Source organism: Buchnera aphidicola (Myzocallis carpini), assembly GCF_964059025.1.
In the GTDB taxonomy this organism is placed as follows: domain Bacteria; phylum Pseudomonadota; class Gammaproteobacteria; order Enterobacterales; family Enterobacteriaceae; genus Buchnera_L; species Buchnera_L aphidicola_AK.
The window spans coordinates 189,445-207,719 of sequence record NZ_OZ060376.1 but is presented as its reverse complement, the minus strand read 5'-3'; the positions used below and the strand labels follow the sequence as shown (position 1 = coordinate 207,719).

The window sequence follows — 18,275 nt, the reverse complement described above, 5'->3', positions numbered from 1 at the left end:
TCCAAAATGAGAAAATATACTATATTATGTATAATATGTATCTTTTGATAAAAATATTGGTTGTTTAATAAACCCTCCTCCTAAACAAATATCTAACATATAAAAAACTACTGATTGACCTGGAGTAATAGAAGTTATTGGAGTATTAAAAAATATTTTTACAGAATTTAAAGATATTAATATTATTTTACCAGAAATATCTTTTTGCTGATATCTAGTTTTTATAGTACAATATAATATATTAGAAATGTTCATCATACTAATCCAATGAACATCTATAGCAATTAATCCAATAGAAAGTAACTTAATATTTTTATTACCCTGACAAACAACTAGTGTATTTTTGAATAAATTTTTTTCTATTACATACCAAGGAAATTTTTTTTTCCCAGAAATACCACCAATTCCTATTCCTTTTCTTTGTCCAATCGTATAATTAACTAAACCGTGATGTATACCAAGAATATAACCATCACTATTAACAATATTACCTTTTTTAATTTTTATAAAACGACTTAAAAAATTTTTCATCTTACAAGAACCAATAAAACAAATACCAACAGAATCTTTTTTATTTGCATTTGGTAAATTAATTTTTTGAGCTATTTTACGTACAGTTTTTTTTTTTAAATGACCTACTGGAAATAAAATTTTTCTTAGTTTATTCAAGGTCATTCGATGTAAGAAATAACTTTGATCTTTATTGGAATCTAAACCTCGTAATAACATTGGTTGTTTATTAAAATATTTTACTTGTGCATAATGTCCTGTAGCAATATAATCTGCCTTAAATATTTTTTGCGCTACATTAAAAAATATACCAAATTTAATTTTTTCATTACAAAGAATATCAGGATTAGGAGTTTTACCTTTTCTATGTTCTAACAAAAATTTTTCAAAAACCAAATTCCAATATTCTTCAGAAAAATTTACTTCATGTAGAATAATTCCAAGCTTCTTACATACCAATCGAGTATCAGATAAATCTTGAGAAGAAGAACAAAAATTATTTTTATCATCTTCTTCCCAATTTTTCATAAACATTCCTTCTACTATATATCCTTGCTTTAATAAAAGATAAGCAGATACTGAAGAATCAACACCTCCAGACATCGCTACAATAACTTTTTTTTTTATATTCATATTAATCAATATAATAAAATCAATATTAATATTTTAATAAATTATTTTTCTATATATAATAAATTTATTAATGATAGTATATAATAATTATTATATATAAAAATATTATATAAAGATAATATAGTATATATTAAAAATAGTATTATAATTATTATATAACATATAAATATAAAATATGAAAAATATTAGAAACTTTTCTATTATAGCACATATTGATCACGGAAAATCTACATTATCGGATCGTTTCATTCAAATGTGTGGAGGATTGACAACAAGAGAAATGTCTAATCAAGTATTAGATTCTATGGACTTAGAAAAAGAAAGAGGAATTACTATTAAAGCACAAAGTGTTACTGTTCAATATATTAATAAAAATAATGAAAAATTTTATTTAAATTTTATTGATACTCCAGGACATGTAGATTTTTCATATGAAGTTTCACGTTCTTTAAGCGCATGTGAAGGAGCTTTATTAGTAATTGATGCGTGTCAAGGAGTAGAAGCACAAACTGTAGCTACTTGTAACATGGCATTAAAAATGAATTTAATTGTAATACCCATCTTAAATAAAATGGATTTAAAAAATGCAAATCCAGAAAAAGTAATACAAGAAATTCAAGAAACTATTGGACTTTCCACAAAAAATATTATTCAATGTTCTGCAAAAACAGGAACAGGAATTTCCGATATTTTAGAAACTATTATTCAAAAAATACCTCCTCCACAAGGTTCTGTAAGTAATGCACTGCAAGCTTTAATTATTGATTCCTGGTTTGACAATTATTTAGGAGTTATTTCTCTTATTCGTATAAAAAATGGAAAAATATATTCAGATTTGCAAATACAAGTAATGAGTACTAAAAAAAAATATACCATACATCAATTAGGTATTTTTACACCAAAACAAAAAAATAAAAAACAATTAATATCTGGAGAAGTTGGTTGGATTACCTGTGGAATAAAAGATATTACAGCGTTCTCTGTAGGAGATACATTAACATCCTTTGAAAATCCTACAAAAAATACTATTGCTGGATTTCAAAAAATTCATCCTAAAATTTTTGCAGGATTATTTCCGATTCATACTGAACAATACCCAATGTTTCGAATTGCACTAGGAAAATTACGTTTGAATGATGCTGCTTTATCATATGAACCCGAAAAATCTCATTCCTTAGGTTTTGGATTTAAATGTGGATTTTTAGGATTATTACATATGGAAATTATACAAGAAAGACTAGAAAGAGAATATCATTTAAGTATAATATCTACAACACCAACTGTAATTTATGAAATTGAAAAAAAAAATAAGAAAATAATTCATTTAAATAATCCAGAAAACCTACCTAAGTTAAATGAAATTAAAGAGTTTAGAGAACCAATTGCTTTATGTAATATTTTAACTCCACCTAAATATATTGGTAAAATTATTAAATTATGTTTAGAAAAAAGAGGAATACAAAAAGATATTATTTACCATACACATCAAGTATTATTAAAATATGATATTCCTATTTCCGAAATTATTATAAATTTTTTTGATCAACTAAAATCTATATCAAGTGGTTATGCATCTTTAGAATATCATTTTCAGTATTTTAAAAAAACTGATGTTGTTTGTTTAAATATTTTAATTAATTCAGAAAAAATAGATGCTTTATCTTTAATCTTACATCGTAATAATATATATAATAAAGCAAAAAAGATAATTCAAAAAATTCAATCTTCACTACCCAGACAACAGTTTAATATTTCTATACAAGCTGCTATAGAAAATAATATTATTGCTAGTAGTACTATTAAACAATTACGAAAAAATGTATTATCAAAGTGTTATGGAGGAGATGTTAGTAGAAAAAAAAAGTTATTACAAAAACAAAAAGATGGTAAAAAAAAAATGAAAAAAATTGGTAACATAAGAATTCCAAAAGAAACTTTTTTTTCTATATTATCTGAAAAATAATATAATTATTTCAAATAAGGAAATTTAAATATGGAAGGCATGTTTTTAAAAGTTTTTACAATTTTATTATTTACTACAGGAATTATATGGATTGCGAATAAAATAGAATTATATAATCAAAAAAAAACAAGATTTATTAAAAATATTGAAATACAAAAAAAAAATTATCATACTAAAAATACAATAAAATGTAAAAATAAATGTTTTATAAAAAATATTGGTGGTATATTTCCAATATTATTATTAATTTTTATTATACGATGTTTTTTATATGAACCATTTTATATTTGTTCACAATCTATGTTTCCAGAATTATCTACCGGAGATTATATTATAGTACAAAAGTATTCATATGGTATTAGTAATCCATTCACAAATCATAAAATTATTACTTTTCACCATCCTAAAAGAGGCGATGTAATTATCTTTAGATCATTAAAAGATTTTAATACAATGTATATCAAAAGAGTCATAGCAATCGCAGGAGATAAAATTTCTTATGATCATGTTAATAAAAAAATCACAATATATAAAAATTATCAAAATATTCAAAATAATAAAAATAATAAAATTTCTGTACATGATAAACTTATAAAAAAAGAAAATAATTATATTAATAAAAAAATAAATTTTTTTACAATCATAAAAAATCTTTTTAAAGAAAAAAAAACATTATCCATGTCAGATATACATCATAATATGTATCAAGAAAATATTGATAATTACAAATATAATATTATACTTTCTAATATCCAAAAAAACATAATAAAATCATATTTCCATCAAAACAATCAACCAAAACAATCTTGGATAGTACCTAAAAATCAATGTTTTGTTATGGGAGATAATAGAGATAATAGTATAGATAGTAGGTCTTTTGGATTTGTAACAGAAAATAATATTCTAGGAAAAGCAAATTATATATGGATGCATATAGAAAAAAAAGAACACCAATGGCCTACAGGTATTGACATATCTCGAATTGGAAAAATTCATTAATTCATAAATACTATTAAATTAATACGAGCTATATTGTGATTTACAAACTACAAAAAATAATAGGATATTTTTTTATAAAAAAGGGAATTTTACAAAAAGCACTTACACATCGCAGTGCAAGTAATAAACATAATGAGAGATTAGAATTTTTAGGTGATTCTATTTTAAGTTTTGTAATTGCAAATGCTTTATATAAATCTTTTCCAGATATTAATGAAGGTGATATGAGTAGAATGCGGGCAACATTAGTAAAAGGAAATACATTAGCAAAAATTGCTTATGAATTTCAATTAGGAGAACATTTAAAATTAGGACAAGGGGAATTAAAAAGTGGGGGATTTAAAAGAGAATCTATTTTAGCTAATACAGTGGAAGCATTGATAGGGGGTATCTTTTTAGATAGTGATATCCTGACTGTAGAAAAATTAATACTAAAATGGTATCAAAAGAGATTACAAAAAATCAGCCCAGGAAATACACAAAAAGATTCAAAAACGTTACTACAAGAATACTTACAAGCTAAACATTCACCATTACCCGAATATCATATAATACAAATATATGGAGAAACACACAATCAACTATTTACAATTCAGTGCGAAGTCTATGCACTCGAAATAAAATTTATTGGTATAGGAACAAGTAGAAGAAAAGCGGAACAAAATTCTGCTTATCAAGTTTTAATACAATTAGGAATAAAATGAAAAATAATAATTATTCTTATTGTGGAAAGATTGGTATTTTTGGAAAAACAAATGTTGGAAAATCCAGTATTTTTAATAAAATTATTGGAAATAAAATATCTATTATTTCGAATAAAAAAGGGACAACTGAAAAAAATATTTTAGGTATACAAACTATTCAAAATTATCAATTAATTTATATAGATACACCAGGTATGCAATTCAACAAACAATTTCAATATATAAAAAATAATATATTAAAAGTCAAAAAATATTTATCATTAATTCTTTTTATAATCGAAAAAACTCATTGGTCTACATTAGATGAAGAAATATTAAATAGTATTACAAAGAATTCTATACCTATTATACTAGTAATTAATAAAATTGATTGTATTACAAATAAAAAAATAATATTACCTTTTATCAAAAAAATCAATCTAAAACATCAATTTATGGAAATTGTTCCTGTATCTGCACAAACAGGAGAAAATATAGACATATTAATTAATATTATTCAAAAAAATATACCAAAAGATACACATCAATTTTTAAAACAAGATCAAACAAATATTTCTAATAATTTTATGATTACTGAAATTATTAGAGAAAAATTTCTTAATAATTTAAATCAAGAATTACCTTATCTAATTAAAATTAAAATAAAAGAATGTTTTATTGACAAAAATGGAGTATATAATATATATGCTTCTATTTTTGTCAAAAATATTCGACACAAAAAGATTATTATTGGAAGTAAAGGTAAAAAAATAAAGTATTGTATTTTTTTAGCAAAAAAAGATATCCAAAAATTTCTTAACACAAAAGAAATAATATTAAAATTAAAAGTGCAACAAAGGAGCATTTAAAAATATTTAAAAATATATGTCAATTATTGGAATCGGAATCGATATTATTAAAATATCAAGAATTAAAAAAATATTTAATAAATTTCATGTAAAATTTGCAAAAAAAATTTTATCAAAAATAGAATGGTTAAATTTTCGACATCATCATCATAAAATCAATTTTTTGGCAAAAATTTTTTCAATAAAAGAAGCAGTACTAAAAGCTTTAGGTACAGGTTGGAATAATAAAATTAATTTTAAAAATATTTTATTAATACATAATAAATCTGGAAAACCTAAAATAAAATTTATTAATGTAAAACATTATAAATACTTCATTACTAATATTAAGAAAATACATGTAAGTACTACTGATGAAAAAGAATATATTGTATCAATGGTTATTATTGAATAAATTTGATATTAAATAATAAATATTTCAGATAAAAGATCAATTTTTTAAGATTCTTTTATTTTTAAAGAAGGATTTTATAAGATAAGTGCAGTTTTTAACAGATATTAATTCTTTAATTTTTATTTTTTTTTTAAGACTTAAAAAAATACTATTTGTGCTATATTGTTGTTCTTTTTTATTTTTATGTTGAGTTCCTAAAACTAGCCGTGTAATACGGCTATTAATAATTGCTCCTAAACACATTAGGCAGGGTTCTAAGGTAACATATAATGTAGTATTAGGTATTCTATAATTTTTTAATATTTTGCTTGCTTTTCTTAAAGCAATGATTTCTGCATGAGCTGTTGGATCATGGTATGATATTGAACAATTAAATCCAGTACTAATAATACGATTATCAAAAATTAATACTGCTCCTACAGGTACTTCTCCAATACTTTTTGCTTTTTCAGCTAATAATAATGCATGTTGCATCCATATGATATCTTGAGAAGAATCTGTAGTTTTCATATATTCAATATTATATTATACTATTATTTATACTTATGTTAATATTCTTTTGAATAATTTACTTTTTTTTCTTTCCCATTCTCTGTTTTTAATAGTTGTTCTTTTATCTTTTTTTTGTTTCCCTTTTGCTATTCCGATTTCTAATTTACACCATGCTTCTTTCCAATATAAAGAAGTAGCAATTAAACTATATCCAATGGTTTTAAATTTTCCATATAAGAAATTTATTTCTCTTTTATTTAATAAAACTTTGATGGGTCTATTTTTTTGATAATCGGTATAAATATTAGATTTTAAAAACGGCTCAATATTTATACCAATTAAATATATTTCGTTATTTCTAAAAGATAAATAACTATTTGTAATATTTATTTTTTTTAATCTTATCGATTTTACTTCCCATCCTCGTAAAATTAATCCAGACTCTATAGTTTTTTCAATAAAAAAATTGTAATATGCCTTTTTATTGGTAATAATATTATTTCTTTTTTTTTTATTTTTTTTCATGTTTTATAAAAATACATTTTATATTTTTCAAAATAACTTATAGTTTCATTCAAAACTAATAATATAGTTTTATTGTGATACTATTACCATAGCAGGCCTTAAAACTCTTTTATATAACTTATATCCCTTTTGCATTACTTCTATGATATAATTCTTCTGAATCGTTGTAGAAGACGATACAGAAATTGCTTGATGTATACTGGGGTCTAAAAGAACATTGGTATTATAAATAGTAGTTACATGATATTTATTTAATACATTCATTACCAATTTTAAGATATTTTTTAATTCTATATAAATCAATTGAAATTTTTTGTCTAATTTCGATAACGCTATTGATTTTTCTATATTGTCAATATCAGGAAGAATAGATGATATTATTTTAGATAAAGAATATTTATGAAAAATATAAATATCCTTTTCTATTCTTTTTAAATAAATATCCATGTTCTTATCAGATAATTTATTAATAAATAATATTTCTTTCTTCTCATCTGATATTAAATTTTTTATTATTTTAATTTTATTGATCATAGTAAGTCAAACTATTTCGTTAACTATTTTAATAATATATATAAGATAATATATTTTATAATAAAAAACCCTTTATTTTATTTAATTTTAGGTTCTTTTATTAAAGGTTTAGAATAAGATAATGTCATATCCCATGGCTGTTCAACCCATATGTTTTGTGGAATATCAATCATATAATTATCAACTAATCTTTTTTCTTTAGGTTTTGCGAAAATCGTTACAAAATATGTACTGGGATACATTTTTCTAATAATTTTTGCTGTTCCTCCGGTATCCACTAAATCATCTACAATTAATATATCATCTGTACTATATTCAGGTTTCTTTAATACTTTAATGTTTTGAAGATAATAATCGTTATAGCTACATATACAAAGAGTATCGACATATCTAATACTTAGTTCTCGGGCTAATAAAGTTGCAGGAATAAGTCCACCTCTACTTACTCCAATAATTCCCTTCCACTTTTTTATTGAATATATTTTAGAAGCTAATTTTTTAGTATAAATCTGTAACATATCCCATGTCACAATATGTTTTTTATACATAAGGTACCACAACAAATATAAGATTAATAATATCAAATATATAATAAAAAAGAAAATAATGCAACTAAAAAATATTATTAAATTTCAATATTTTCATTTTACATTAAATGTTTTATTTGAAGGTAAGAATATATAAAAGATTTATATGTGCGGTGCGGACGGGTCTCGAACCCGTGACCCCCGGCGTGACAGGCCGGTATTCTAACCAACTGAACTACCGCACCAAAATACATATTGAAACAAATAATTTTATAAAATCATGAATGATAAATTTTTATTTTTTCGTAATCCACAAACAAGAATGATTTTCTTTCATTTTTCTTAAATATTTTGCATGCATGATATTTTCTTTTTCGGAAGCATACAAGACTATAAGATCATTTTTTTGTAAAAAAGATTCTTTATGGGACGTTTGTTGTATTTTTTCTTGTATAAGATTAATTTTTTTTTGAACTCGGGTCATTCTTAAATATAATTCAGATAAAAGTTTCGCATCTATTATTGCATTATGTAAATCCCTATGAGAGATATTGATATTATAACGTTCACATAGTGCATTTAAATTATTTTTTTTCCCCGGAAAAATAGATCTTGCTATATTCAGTGTATCAATAATCTTATTTATTTTAGAAATTTTAACGATATTTGGATTTATTATTTGAATTTCGTATTCTAAAAATTGAATATCAAAATTTGCATTATGCACAATAATATCAGAATTTTCAATATATTCTAGAAAATTTTCATAAATTTTAGAGAAGTTGGGTTTGTCAGAAAGGAATGTTTCAGAAATTCCATGAATATTAAATGCTTCAGGATCTATGGATCGATTAGGGTTAATGTATACGTGAAAATCATTTCCGGTGAATTTTCTATTAATAATTTCAACAGCACCAATTTCAATCACTCGATGTCCTGAAAATATTAAACCCAACTTATTCATGCCTGTTGTTTCGATATCTAAAGCAATCATTCTGGAAGATTTTTTTTTTTGAATATTAAACATAGATATTATAAATTTTAATTATATCATTTTTTTAAGATAAAAACATTTTATAAAAATATTGGTAAAATGATTTAAATGAAAAAATGAAACTATATTTGCAATAATAATAATTTATAATATTATAGGTATTTTTATAAATATTGGAGCTAAGCGGGATTGAACCGCTGACCTCCTGCGTGCAAGGCAGGCGCTCTCCCAGCTGAGCTATAGCCCCAGATGGAAAATAGGCTTGAGTGGACTTGAACCACCGACCTCACCCTTATCAGGGGTGCGCTCTAACCAACTGAGCTACAAGCCTATAAAAATTTTATCAAATAATCTGTGTGGGCACTTTAAAATTAAAATGCCTATATTATAAGGAGGTGATCCAACCGCAGGTTCCCCTACAGTTACCTTGTTACGACTTCACCCCAGTTATGAACCACAAAGTGGTAAGCGCCCTCCTCTTTCAAGGTTAAACAACTTACTTCTTTTGCAACTCACTTCCATGGTGTGACGGGCGGTGTGTACAAGGCCCGGGAACGTATTCACCGTGACATTCTGATTCACGATTACTAGCGATTCCTACTTCGTGGAGTCGAGTTGCAGACTCCAGTCCGAACTAAGATACACTTTATGAGATTCGCTTACCTTCGCAGATTTGCTTCTCTTTGTATATACCATTGTAGCACGTGTGTAGCCCTGGTCGTAAGGGCCATGATGACTTGACGTCGTCCCCACCTTCCTCCAGTTTATAACCGGCAGTCTCCTTTTAGTTCCCGGCCGAACCGATGGCAAAAAAGGATAAGGGTTGCGCTCGTTGCGGGACTTAACCCAACATTTCACAACACGAGCTGACGACAGCCATGCAGCACCTGTCTCATAGCTCCTAAAAGGCACTTTCTTATTTCTAAGAAATTCTATGGATGTCAAGACCAGGTAAGGTTTTTCGCGTTGCATCGAATTAAACCACATGCTCCACCGCTTGTGCGGGCCCCCGTCAATTCATTTGAGTTTTAGCCTTGCGACCGTACTTCCCAGGCGGTCGACTTAATGCGTTAGCTTCGGAAGCCATTTCTCAAGGAAACAGCCTCCAAGTCGACATCGTTTACGGCATGGACTACCAGGGTATCTAATCCTGTTTGCTACCCATGCTTTCGCACCTCAGCGTCAGTATTCGTCCAGGAGGTCGCTTTCGCCACAGGTATTCCTCCAGATATCTACGCATTTCACCGCTACACCTGGAATTCTACCTCCCTCTACGATACTCTAGCTCATTAGTTTTAAATGCAGTTCCTAGGTTAAGCCCAGGGATTTCACATCTAACTTAAAGAACCGCCTACGCGCTCTTTACGCCCAGTAATTCTGATTAACGCTTGCACCCTCCGTATTACCGCGGCTGCTGGCACGGAGTTAGCCGGTGCTTCTTCTTCAGGTAACGTCACAAAAAATAATTATTAGTTATTTTTCTTTCTTTCCTGACGAAAGTACTTTACAACCCTAAGGCCTTCTTCATACACGCGGCATAGCTGCATCAGGCTTTCGCCCATTGTGCAAGATTCCCCACTGCTGCCTCCCGTAGGAGTCTGGACCGTGTCTCAGTTCCAGTGTGGCTGGTTGTCCTCTCAGACCAGCTAGAGATCATTGCCTTGGTAAGCCATTACCCTACCATCAAGCTAATCTCATCTGGGTTCATCTAAAAACGTAAGGCTTAAATAAATAAAGTCCCCTACTTTGGTTTCTCAACATTATGCGGTATTAGCTATCGTTTCCAATAGTTATCCCCCTCTTCTAGGTAGATCCCCAGATATTACTCACCCGTTTGCCGCTCGCCGACAAGAAAGTAAACTTTCTTTCGCTGCCGCTCGACTTGCATGTGTTAGGCTTGCCGCCAGCGTTCAATCTGAGCCATGATCAAACTCTTCAATTAAATGCTACTACTTTAACATAAATTAAAGTAATAACGGAAATATTTTAAAAAGATATTCTTAAATTGAAAATTAATAAAAGAATATTTGCATTTAATTTTTAGTGCCCACACAGATTATTTGATTAATTTTTAAAGAGCATATAAAACTTATCTATATATATATACTACATGATTACAGAAAAAAGTCAACTAATTATTGAATATAAATCAAAATATTTTTTATTAGATACAATTTTTTAAAATAAAGGAAAAATTCATACTACGTATTTCATACAAAAATAATGTTTTAGAGTAAATTTTCTAATATACGCATATTATTATAAATAATATATTAACACAATTATATATACTTATTAAGTATATTCTACTTCTTATAAAATATAGCATACTAAGCAATATAATATGGATATTAAAAAAGTTTTACTAAAAGACTTAAAAAAAATAATATTAAAAAATAATATTTCAATTAATTATATTAATCATATTAATTTAACTACTAAATCAAAAATTGGACATTACCAAATAAATGGAATTATCACAATTTCTAAAATATTACAAATAAAAACATTAGAAATATCAAAAAAAATTATTTTTGGTCTACAAAATAATAAAAGATATAAAAAGATTAAATACTCTGAACCTGGATTTATTAACATATTTTTAAATACATTCTGGATATCCAAAATAACAGAAACAATCATACATTGTAAAAGATTAGGAATATCTAAAAAAAACCCCCAAAATGTTATTATAGATTATTCATCTCCAAATATGGCTAAAGAAATGCATGTTGGACACTTAAGATCAACTGTGATAGGTGACTCCATGGCAAGAATCATAGAATTTTGTGGAAATAATATCACTAGAGTAAATCATATTGGAGATTGGGGTATTCAATTTGGAATGTTGATTGCTTTAATAAAAAAAAAAAAAATTAAATTTTCTAAAGTAAATATTACTTTACAAGAAATAGAGAAATTTTATCAGGAATCTAAAAAATTATATGATACTGATGATAGTTTTAAAAAACAATCAGATAAATACTTTATAGATTTACAAAATTACCATACCACGTATACTAAAATATGGAAAAAAATTGTTAATATTACTATTCAAGAAAATAATGTAATTTACAAATTATTAAATATCAAATTAAATAATAATAATATTATTGGAGAAAGTTTTTATGTCAATATGCTTCCAAAAATTCTTTTAGATTTAAAAAAGAAAAAAATTACCTCACAGTATAAAGGAGATACCCTTGTATATTTAGATGAAATCCAAAATAAAGATGGAAAACCAATGGGAGTTATTTTACAAAAACAAGATCACCGATTTTTATATTCCACAATTGATTTAGCATGTTTAAAATATCGTATTAATGTATTGAAGGCAAATAGAATTATTTATTATACAGATATTAGACAAAAACAACATTTAACACAAGTCAGTATCATTGCTAAAAAAGCGCAATATATACCTCAGGAATTTGATTTAGAACACCACACATTTGGAATGATATTATCAAAAAATAATAAACCATTTAAAACTAGGGATGGAAAATTAATTAAATTACATTCTTTAATAAAGGAAGCAATTAAAAAAGCAGAAATCATTATAAAAGAAAAAAATAAAAATTTTAGAAAAAAAAAAATAATCTATTTGTCAAGAATTATCGGAATTAGTGCAATAAAATATTTTGATTTATCTAAAAATAGAAAAAAAAATTATATATTTAATTGGGAAAAAATACTTTCTTTTAATAGCAATACAGCATTATATATACAATATACATATACTAGAATATATTCTATATTTAAAAAATCAAAAATAAAAATATGCCATATAAAATCTCCAATAATATTAAATAAAAAAATTGAAATTAATTTATGTATTAAATTATTAGAATTTGAAGAAGTTATAAAAAAAATAGAAAAACAAGGAACACCACATATTTTATGTTTGTACTTATTTCAAGTATGTTCTTTATTCTCTGTATTCTATGAAAAATATCCTATATTATATGCAAAAAAAATTAAAATCAAAAATAGTAGATTGAAATTATCTTTTTTAACGTCTAGAATAATTAAAAAAGGACTACAATTGTTAGGAATACAGACTGTAAAACACATGTAAAAAATTTTTATAATATAAAAAATTACATTTTAATAATATTTTTAAAAATAATATTAACATTATTTGTAATTTCTAAATCAGATAAAACAATTAATTGTAAAAAATATTTTCGTAAAAGTGATGATACTAAAAATCGTACTTCATGTTTTACTATTATAATTAACGGAGCATTAATAGATATTTGATTTTGAATAGCTATATTAGTATTATCTATAAATAACTTATGTAATTGTGTATTCAGGGTATCTTTTCCAGATTGAATAATTTGTAATAGTAAATACTCTAATTTTTTTTCTAAACCAATTACATAAACTACTTTTTTAGAAGAAAAAAAAGTTTGTGTAATTAATTTATGTAAAGATAATCGCACAAAACTAGTTAATTCATTAGGATTTTGATACTGTATACCATATTCTATAAGGGTTTCTAATATGGTACATATATCACGAATTGGGATATTTTCAAATAATAAATTTTGCAAAACTTTATGTAAACATGTTAAACTAATAATATTAGGAATTAATTCTTCAGGTAATTTAGGAATTTTCAAAGATATATAATTTAATAATTGCTGAGCTTCTTGACGACTAAACAAATCTTTTAAATTTAAAGAAATAATATTTATTAAATGTTCTTTAATTACTAAATCAGCATGTATAACATGATATTTTTTGTGTTGAGCTTGATTTTTATATTTTATATCAATCCAAAATGCAGGATATCCAAATATTGGATCAACCACTTTAATTCCTGATAAAGTGTCAAGAATATTTTTTTTATTAATAGCTATTAAATTATTAACAACAATTGTTCCTCTTCCATGTTCTACTCCTTTAATAAAAATACGATATTCTAATGCAGATAAATAATTATTGTATTTAACGTGTATCATAGGAGGTAAAAATCCAATTTTTTTAGCAATTTCTTTTCGAATTTCAGAAATTTGAAAAAGTAGATTACTATCATTTTGAATTTTTGTCATAGAGAATAAAGAATATCCTAATTCTACTCTCATAGGATCTTCTAATACCACATTATCCCAGGATACATTATATATTATTTTTTTTTTACAAAAATGTTGATTTTTTTTAAAAAGTTTATTTTTTTCTTGAGAAAGATGTAAAAAATATGCAATCATCATTAATATTAATGTAAATGGAAAAAAAATAACATTGGGCATACCAGGTACTATACCTAGTATACCCAATACTAGGCTACTAAAAAAAATTACTTTGGGATTATAAAATATTTGATTAATCATTTGTTCGCCAACATCTTGATTACTACTAACACGAGTTACAATAACTCCTGCAGCTGTTGAGATCACTAAAGCTGGAATTTGTGCGACTAAACCATCTCCAATAGTTAACAGAGTATAAATTTTTCCCGCTTCTGATAATGTCATATGGTGTTGAATAACTCCAACCACTAAACCACCCAAAATATTAATTATCATAATTACAATACCAGAAATCGCATCTCCTCTAACAAATTTACTAGCTCCATCCATAGCACCATAAAAATCTGCTTCTTGTGTAATTTCCATTCTACGAATTTTTGCTTGTTTTTCGCCAATAATACCAACATTTAAATCAGAATCAATCGCCATTTGTTTTCCAGGCATACCATCTAAAGCAAATCTAGCACCAACTTCCGCAATACGACCAGCACCTTTTGTAATTACCATAAAATTAATAATAACTAGTATAAAAAATACTATAATTCCAATTGCAAAATCTCCTCCAACTAAAAAATGTCCAAAAGCTTCTACTACCCTACCTGCAGAAAAAGGACCCATATGTCCTTTTAGTAAAATAATTCTTGTGGAAGCAATATTTAAAGATAATCGTAATAAAGTAGAAAATAACAAAACTGTTGGAAATGCTGAAAACTCTAATATATTACGTGTAAACATGGATACTAAAAGTACCATAATAGAAATGGAAATATTAAAAGTAAAAAAAATATCTAAAATAAAAGCAGGCAAAGGAAGAATCATCATAGCAAGAATCATTAAAATTATAATAGGTCCCACTAATCCTTTCCACTTTATTTGTTTGAAAAATAGTAAAAATCGATATATATGAACAACATTCAACATAACAATACTCATATTAAAATTTTAATTTAGGTGATATAAATGATTTTTTAATTCTTTCAGGAAATTTTCCACCATATTTTTTCCATTTCTCTAACCTACGCATCCATATTAATACCTCAGACATGACATTCAATAACATATTTGGAACACACTGACCTCTTGTACCATATTTATATAATATATTTGCTAACTCTGCATCGTGCAATACTAAAATATTATATTTACGTGCTAATTCTTGTATTTTATACGATAATGTTCCAAACCCTTTTTCCAATATTTTAGGAAAATAAATGTTTTGAACATCATATTGTATTGCAATAGAATAAGATATTGTATTTGTAATGACTATACTGGATGTAGAAGTATTAGAAAATAAAAACATATGGTTAGAGATTTTATTTTTTTTTCTAATAAATTTTTTAATACAATGATACCCTTCAGTTTCTTTATATTCATCTTGTAATTCTTGATAACTCATTTGTAAATTTTTATAATAATAAAAGGTTTTATAAAATACTTCAAAAAAAACTATTGGAATTAATCCAATTAATATAAAAATTAAAAAAAAATAAATCAAATGTATACCTAATTTTAAGCATGATATCATGGAGCACGTAGTTAAATGGATAATTTTTAAAAAAAATAATTTAAAATATATTGTAATTATTAAAAATATTACAAATATTTTTAAAAAGAAACTAAATATTTGAAAATAAAATTGAAAAGAAAAGATATTTTTCAAAATTTTGAAATTGATATTGAATATATTCAATTTAACTAACGAAAAATTTAATATTATCCCATAAAATAACCACTGAATAGTAAATATTACTATCATCAATAGTATAAAAAATACAAAAAAAAAAAAATTATTTTTAAATCCCGACATATATAATGTAAAAAAAATAGATTATTTCGAAAAATAGATCTATCAAACATAAAACTACAATACATAATTTTAATTAAAAAAGATATAATCCTATATTTCAAAAAATATAATGATATCACAATGATATTTAAAATAATAAAAAAAATAAATTCCTGAAAATAATTATTACAACCAATATTTTTTGCTTTCTGAATTTTATAATACGTTGGTTCTTCTGTTCTTTCTTGAAAAGAATATTTATTCACAATAATACTTAATATGTCCGATATATTCTAAATAATAAAAATATAGTATATATTATAAAAGAATTCATAATAACAATTGTTATTGATCATATAAAAATACTATTCATATCCATTAACAACGAAAAATATTATATGCGTACAAGTAAATATTTATTATATACAATTAAAGAAATACCACATAATACTGATTCTATTAGTTACCAATTAATGTTAAGAGCAGGAATCATTAGAAAATCGGCTGTCGGATTATATACATGGTTACCGAGTGGATTAAGAGTATTAAAAAAAATTAATAATATTATACGGTATGAAATGAATAAGTTGGGAGCAATAGAAGTATCTTTCCCAATTATGCAAACAGACATTTTATGGAAAAAAAGTAACCGTTTAAAAAAATACGGAAAAGAGCTCATTCAATTATACGATAGAAACAATAATCGTTTTATATTAAGTCCTACTTATGAAGAAATGGCAACAGATTTTATAAAAAATGAAATCAAATCATACAAAAAATTACCAATAATATTATACCAAATACAAAAAAAATTTCGTGATGAAAGAAGACCAAGATCAGGAACTATACGAGCACGTGAATTTATTATGAAAGATGCATATTCCTTTCATGAAAATATTAATTCTCTCAACAATACATATTTTCAAATGTATCAAACATATATAAATATTTTTAAAAAAATGAATTTAATATTTTATCCAGTAAAAGCAGAATCTGGTATTATGGGTGGAAAATATTCACATGAATTTCAATCACTATCCAAAAATGGAGAAGATCAAATTATTATTCATAATAATAAAATAAAATGTAAAAATAATTTTTGTATATATGCTGAAAATATTAAATATGTAAGAAATGTACAACATTATATATCAGAAAATATTCTTTATAATAAAAATGAAAAAGAATTACAAAAAATATTTTATACAATGAAAAAAAAAATTATAAAAATTTTTATTATAAAAATATTACTTAGAAAGAAATATCAGTTTATAGGACTTATAATTAAAGGAGAAAATACGTTAAATATTAAAAAAATCAATAAAATTAATATATTTCATTTAAACAAAAAAAAAATTTTTTTTGCAAATAGTACAGAAATAAAAAAAATAATTAATAACAATAATAGTATTAACCTAATAATACCATTGATTACAGATCCCAATGTAGTATATTTAAAAGAAATTATCCCAATGGTTATTATTAATAATATCTTTTTTACTAATATAATACTTAGTCAAAATTTTCAATACTCTCAAATATACAGTATTATTGATACTAAAAATTCTTATAATACAAAAAAAATAGCACATTGTATTGAAATAGGTCATATTTTTCAAATCGGACAAAAATATTCTAGGGATAGTAATACAAAAATAAATAATATTCATGGAGAACAAAAATTTATACATATGGGATGCTACGGAATTGGTATCACAAGATTAGTATCAGCAATTATTGAACAAAATCACGATCACAAGGGTATCATATGGCCAAGTAATATTGCTCCTTTTGAAGTATTAATTATACCCATCAATTTCCATCAATGCAAAAAAATAAAAAAAATATCAGAATCTTTGTATAAACAATGTAGACAATATAATCTTGAAGTACTACTAGAAGATAGAGAAGAAAGAATAGGAATTCTATTTAATGATGCAAATTTATTAGGAATTCCAAATATTATTATTATTAATCAAAATACAATTAATAATAACACTGTCGAATATCAAGAAAGAAAATATTTATACAAAAAAAAAATTATCAATATGAACAATATTATTAATATTATAATACAAAAATTAAAAAATATAAAAAGTGAATAA

The 18,275-nt window shown here is 24.7% G+C and carries 15 protein-coding genes, 3 tRNA genes and 1 rRNA gene; 7 read left to right on the top strand and 12 right to left on the bottom strand.

The window, feature by feature from the left end; genetic code table 11:
- Positions 1-24 precede the first annotated feature (24 nt).
- On the bottom strand, positions 25-1,155 hold the full coding sequence (gene mnmA / locus AB4W53_RS00930) for a tRNA 2-thiouridine(34) synthase MnmA (protein ID WP_367672125.1): 1,131 nt from the start codon (positions 1,153-1,155) through the stop codon (positions 25-27).
- A gap of 163 nt (positions 1,156-1,318) precedes the next feature.
- On the opposite strand from mnmA, the gene lepA reads away from it, so the two are divergent.
- From lepA to acpS, 5 genes are read left to right on the top strand one after another with little or no spacing between them, the layout of a single operon-like run.
- The gene (lepA, locus tag AB4W53_RS00925) at positions 1,319-3,106 is read left to right on the top strand and encodes a translation elongation factor 4 (protein WP_367672096.1); all 1,788 of its coding nucleotides are present in this window, start codon (positions 1,319-1,321) and stop codon (positions 3,104-3,106) included.
- A 30-nt stretch (positions 3,107-3,136) separates the two neighbouring features.
- A complete protein-coding gene (lepB, locus tag AB4W53_RS00920) occupies positions 3,137-4,105 on the top strand; it encodes a signal peptidase I (RefSeq protein ID WP_367672094.1) in 969 nt (322 codons plus the stop codon).
- Between the two features lie 17 nt (positions 4,106-4,122).
- Complete coding sequence (rnc, locus tag AB4W53_RS00915) at positions 4,123-4,809, top strand: ribonuclease III (protein WP_367672124.1); 687 nt, start codon at positions 4,123-4,125, stop codon at positions 4,807-4,809.
- Positions 4,806-5,657: a GTPase Era gene (gene era, locus AB4W53_RS00910; RefSeq protein WP_367672092.1), complete on the top strand. Its 852-nt coding sequence runs from the start codon at positions 4,806-4,808 to the stop codon at positions 5,655-5,657. Before rnc ends, era begins: the two co-directional genes overlap by 4 nt.
- 16 nt (positions 5,658-5,673) lie before the next feature.
- On the top strand, positions 5,674-6,051 hold the full coding sequence (gene acpS / locus AB4W53_RS00905; RefSeq protein ID WP_367672090.1) for a holo-ACP synthase: 378 nt from the start codon (positions 5,674-5,676) through the stop codon (positions 6,049-6,051).
- A 36-nt stretch (positions 6,052-6,087) separates the two neighbouring features.
- Here acpS and tadA read toward each other — a convergent pair whose 3' ends face one another.
- The 9 genes from tadA to AB4W53_RS00860 all read right to left on the bottom strand — a co-directional run bounded on the left by tadA (position 6,088) and on the right by AB4W53_RS00860 (position 11,065).
- Complete coding sequence (gene tadA, locus AB4W53_RS00900; RefSeq protein WP_367672089.1) at positions 6,088-6,561, bottom strand: tRNA adenosine(34) deaminase TadA; 474 nt, start codon at positions 6,559-6,561, stop codon at positions 6,088-6,090.
- Between the two features lie 33 nt (positions 6,562-6,594).
- Positions 6,595-7,068: an SsrA-binding protein SmpB gene (smpB, locus tag AB4W53_RS00895; RefSeq protein WP_367672087.1), complete on the bottom strand. Its 474-nt coding sequence runs from the start codon at positions 7,066-7,068 to the stop codon at positions 6,595-6,597.
- 69 nt (positions 7,069-7,137) lie between these two features.
- Complete coding sequence (locus AB4W53_RS00890; RefSeq protein WP_367672085.1) at positions 7,138-7,602, bottom strand: nucleotide exchange factor GrpE; 465 nt, start codon at positions 7,600-7,602, stop codon at positions 7,138-7,140.
- Between the two features lie 77 nt (positions 7,603-7,679).
- Positions 7,680-8,150: a xanthine phosphoribosyltransferase gene (gene gpt / locus AB4W53_RS00885; RefSeq protein ID WP_367672083.1), complete on the bottom strand. Its 471-nt coding sequence runs from the start codon at positions 8,148-8,150 to the stop codon at positions 7,680-7,682.
- A gap of 150 nt (positions 8,151-8,300) precedes the next feature.
- A tRNA-Asp gene (locus tag AB4W53_RS00880) sits at positions 8,301-8,374 on the bottom strand.
- A gap of 50 nt (positions 8,375-8,424) precedes the next feature.
- Positions 8,425-9,156: a DNA polymerase III subunit epsilon gene (dnaQ, locus tag AB4W53_RS00875; RefSeq protein WP_367672081.1), complete on the bottom strand. Its 732-nt coding sequence runs from the start codon at positions 9,154-9,156 to the stop codon at positions 8,425-8,427.
- 141 nt (positions 9,157-9,297) lie between these two features.
- Positions 9,298-9,370: transfer RNA gene (locus AB4W53_RS00870), tRNA-Ala, on the bottom strand.
- 10 nt (positions 9,371-9,380) lie between these two features.
- A tRNA-Ile gene (locus AB4W53_RS00865) sits at positions 9,381-9,454 on the bottom strand.
- Between the two features lie 57 nt (positions 9,455-9,511).
- Positions 9,512-11,065 (bottom strand): 16S ribosomal RNA (locus tag AB4W53_RS00860).
- A 402-nt stretch (positions 11,066-11,467) separates the two neighbouring features.
- Between AB4W53_RS00860 and argS the strand changes: the two genes are divergently transcribed.
- Positions 11,468-13,201 carry an arginine--tRNA ligase gene (argS, locus tag AB4W53_RS00855; RefSeq protein ID WP_367672079.1) on the top strand — a complete coding sequence of 578 codons (1,734 nt, stop codon included), beginning with the start codon at positions 11,468-11,470 and terminating at the stop codon, positions 13,199-13,201.
- A gap of 22 nt (positions 13,202-13,223) precedes the next feature.
- On the opposite strand, the gene flhA is transcribed toward argS, so the two are convergent.
- Positions 13,224-15,302, bottom strand: coding sequence for a flagellar biosynthesis protein FlhA (gene flhA / locus AB4W53_RS00850; protein ID WP_367672077.1), 2,079 nt, complete (start codon positions 15,300-15,302; stop codon positions 13,224-13,226).
- 13 nt (positions 15,303-15,315) lie between these two features.
- Entirely contained in the window at positions 15,316-16,191 is an 876-nt protein-coding gene (locus tag AB4W53_RS00845; protein WP_367672075.1) for an EscU/YscU/HrcU family type III secretion system export apparatus switch protein, read from the bottom strand.
- Positions 16,192-16,568: 377 nt separating this feature from the next.
- On the opposite strand from AB4W53_RS00845, the gene AB4W53_RS00840 reads away from it, so the two are divergent.
- Positions 16,569-18,275 carry a proline--tRNA ligase gene (locus AB4W53_RS00840; RefSeq protein WP_367672073.1) on the top strand — a complete coding sequence of 569 codons (1,707 nt, stop codon included), beginning with the start codon at positions 16,569-16,571 and terminating at the stop codon, positions 18,273-18,275.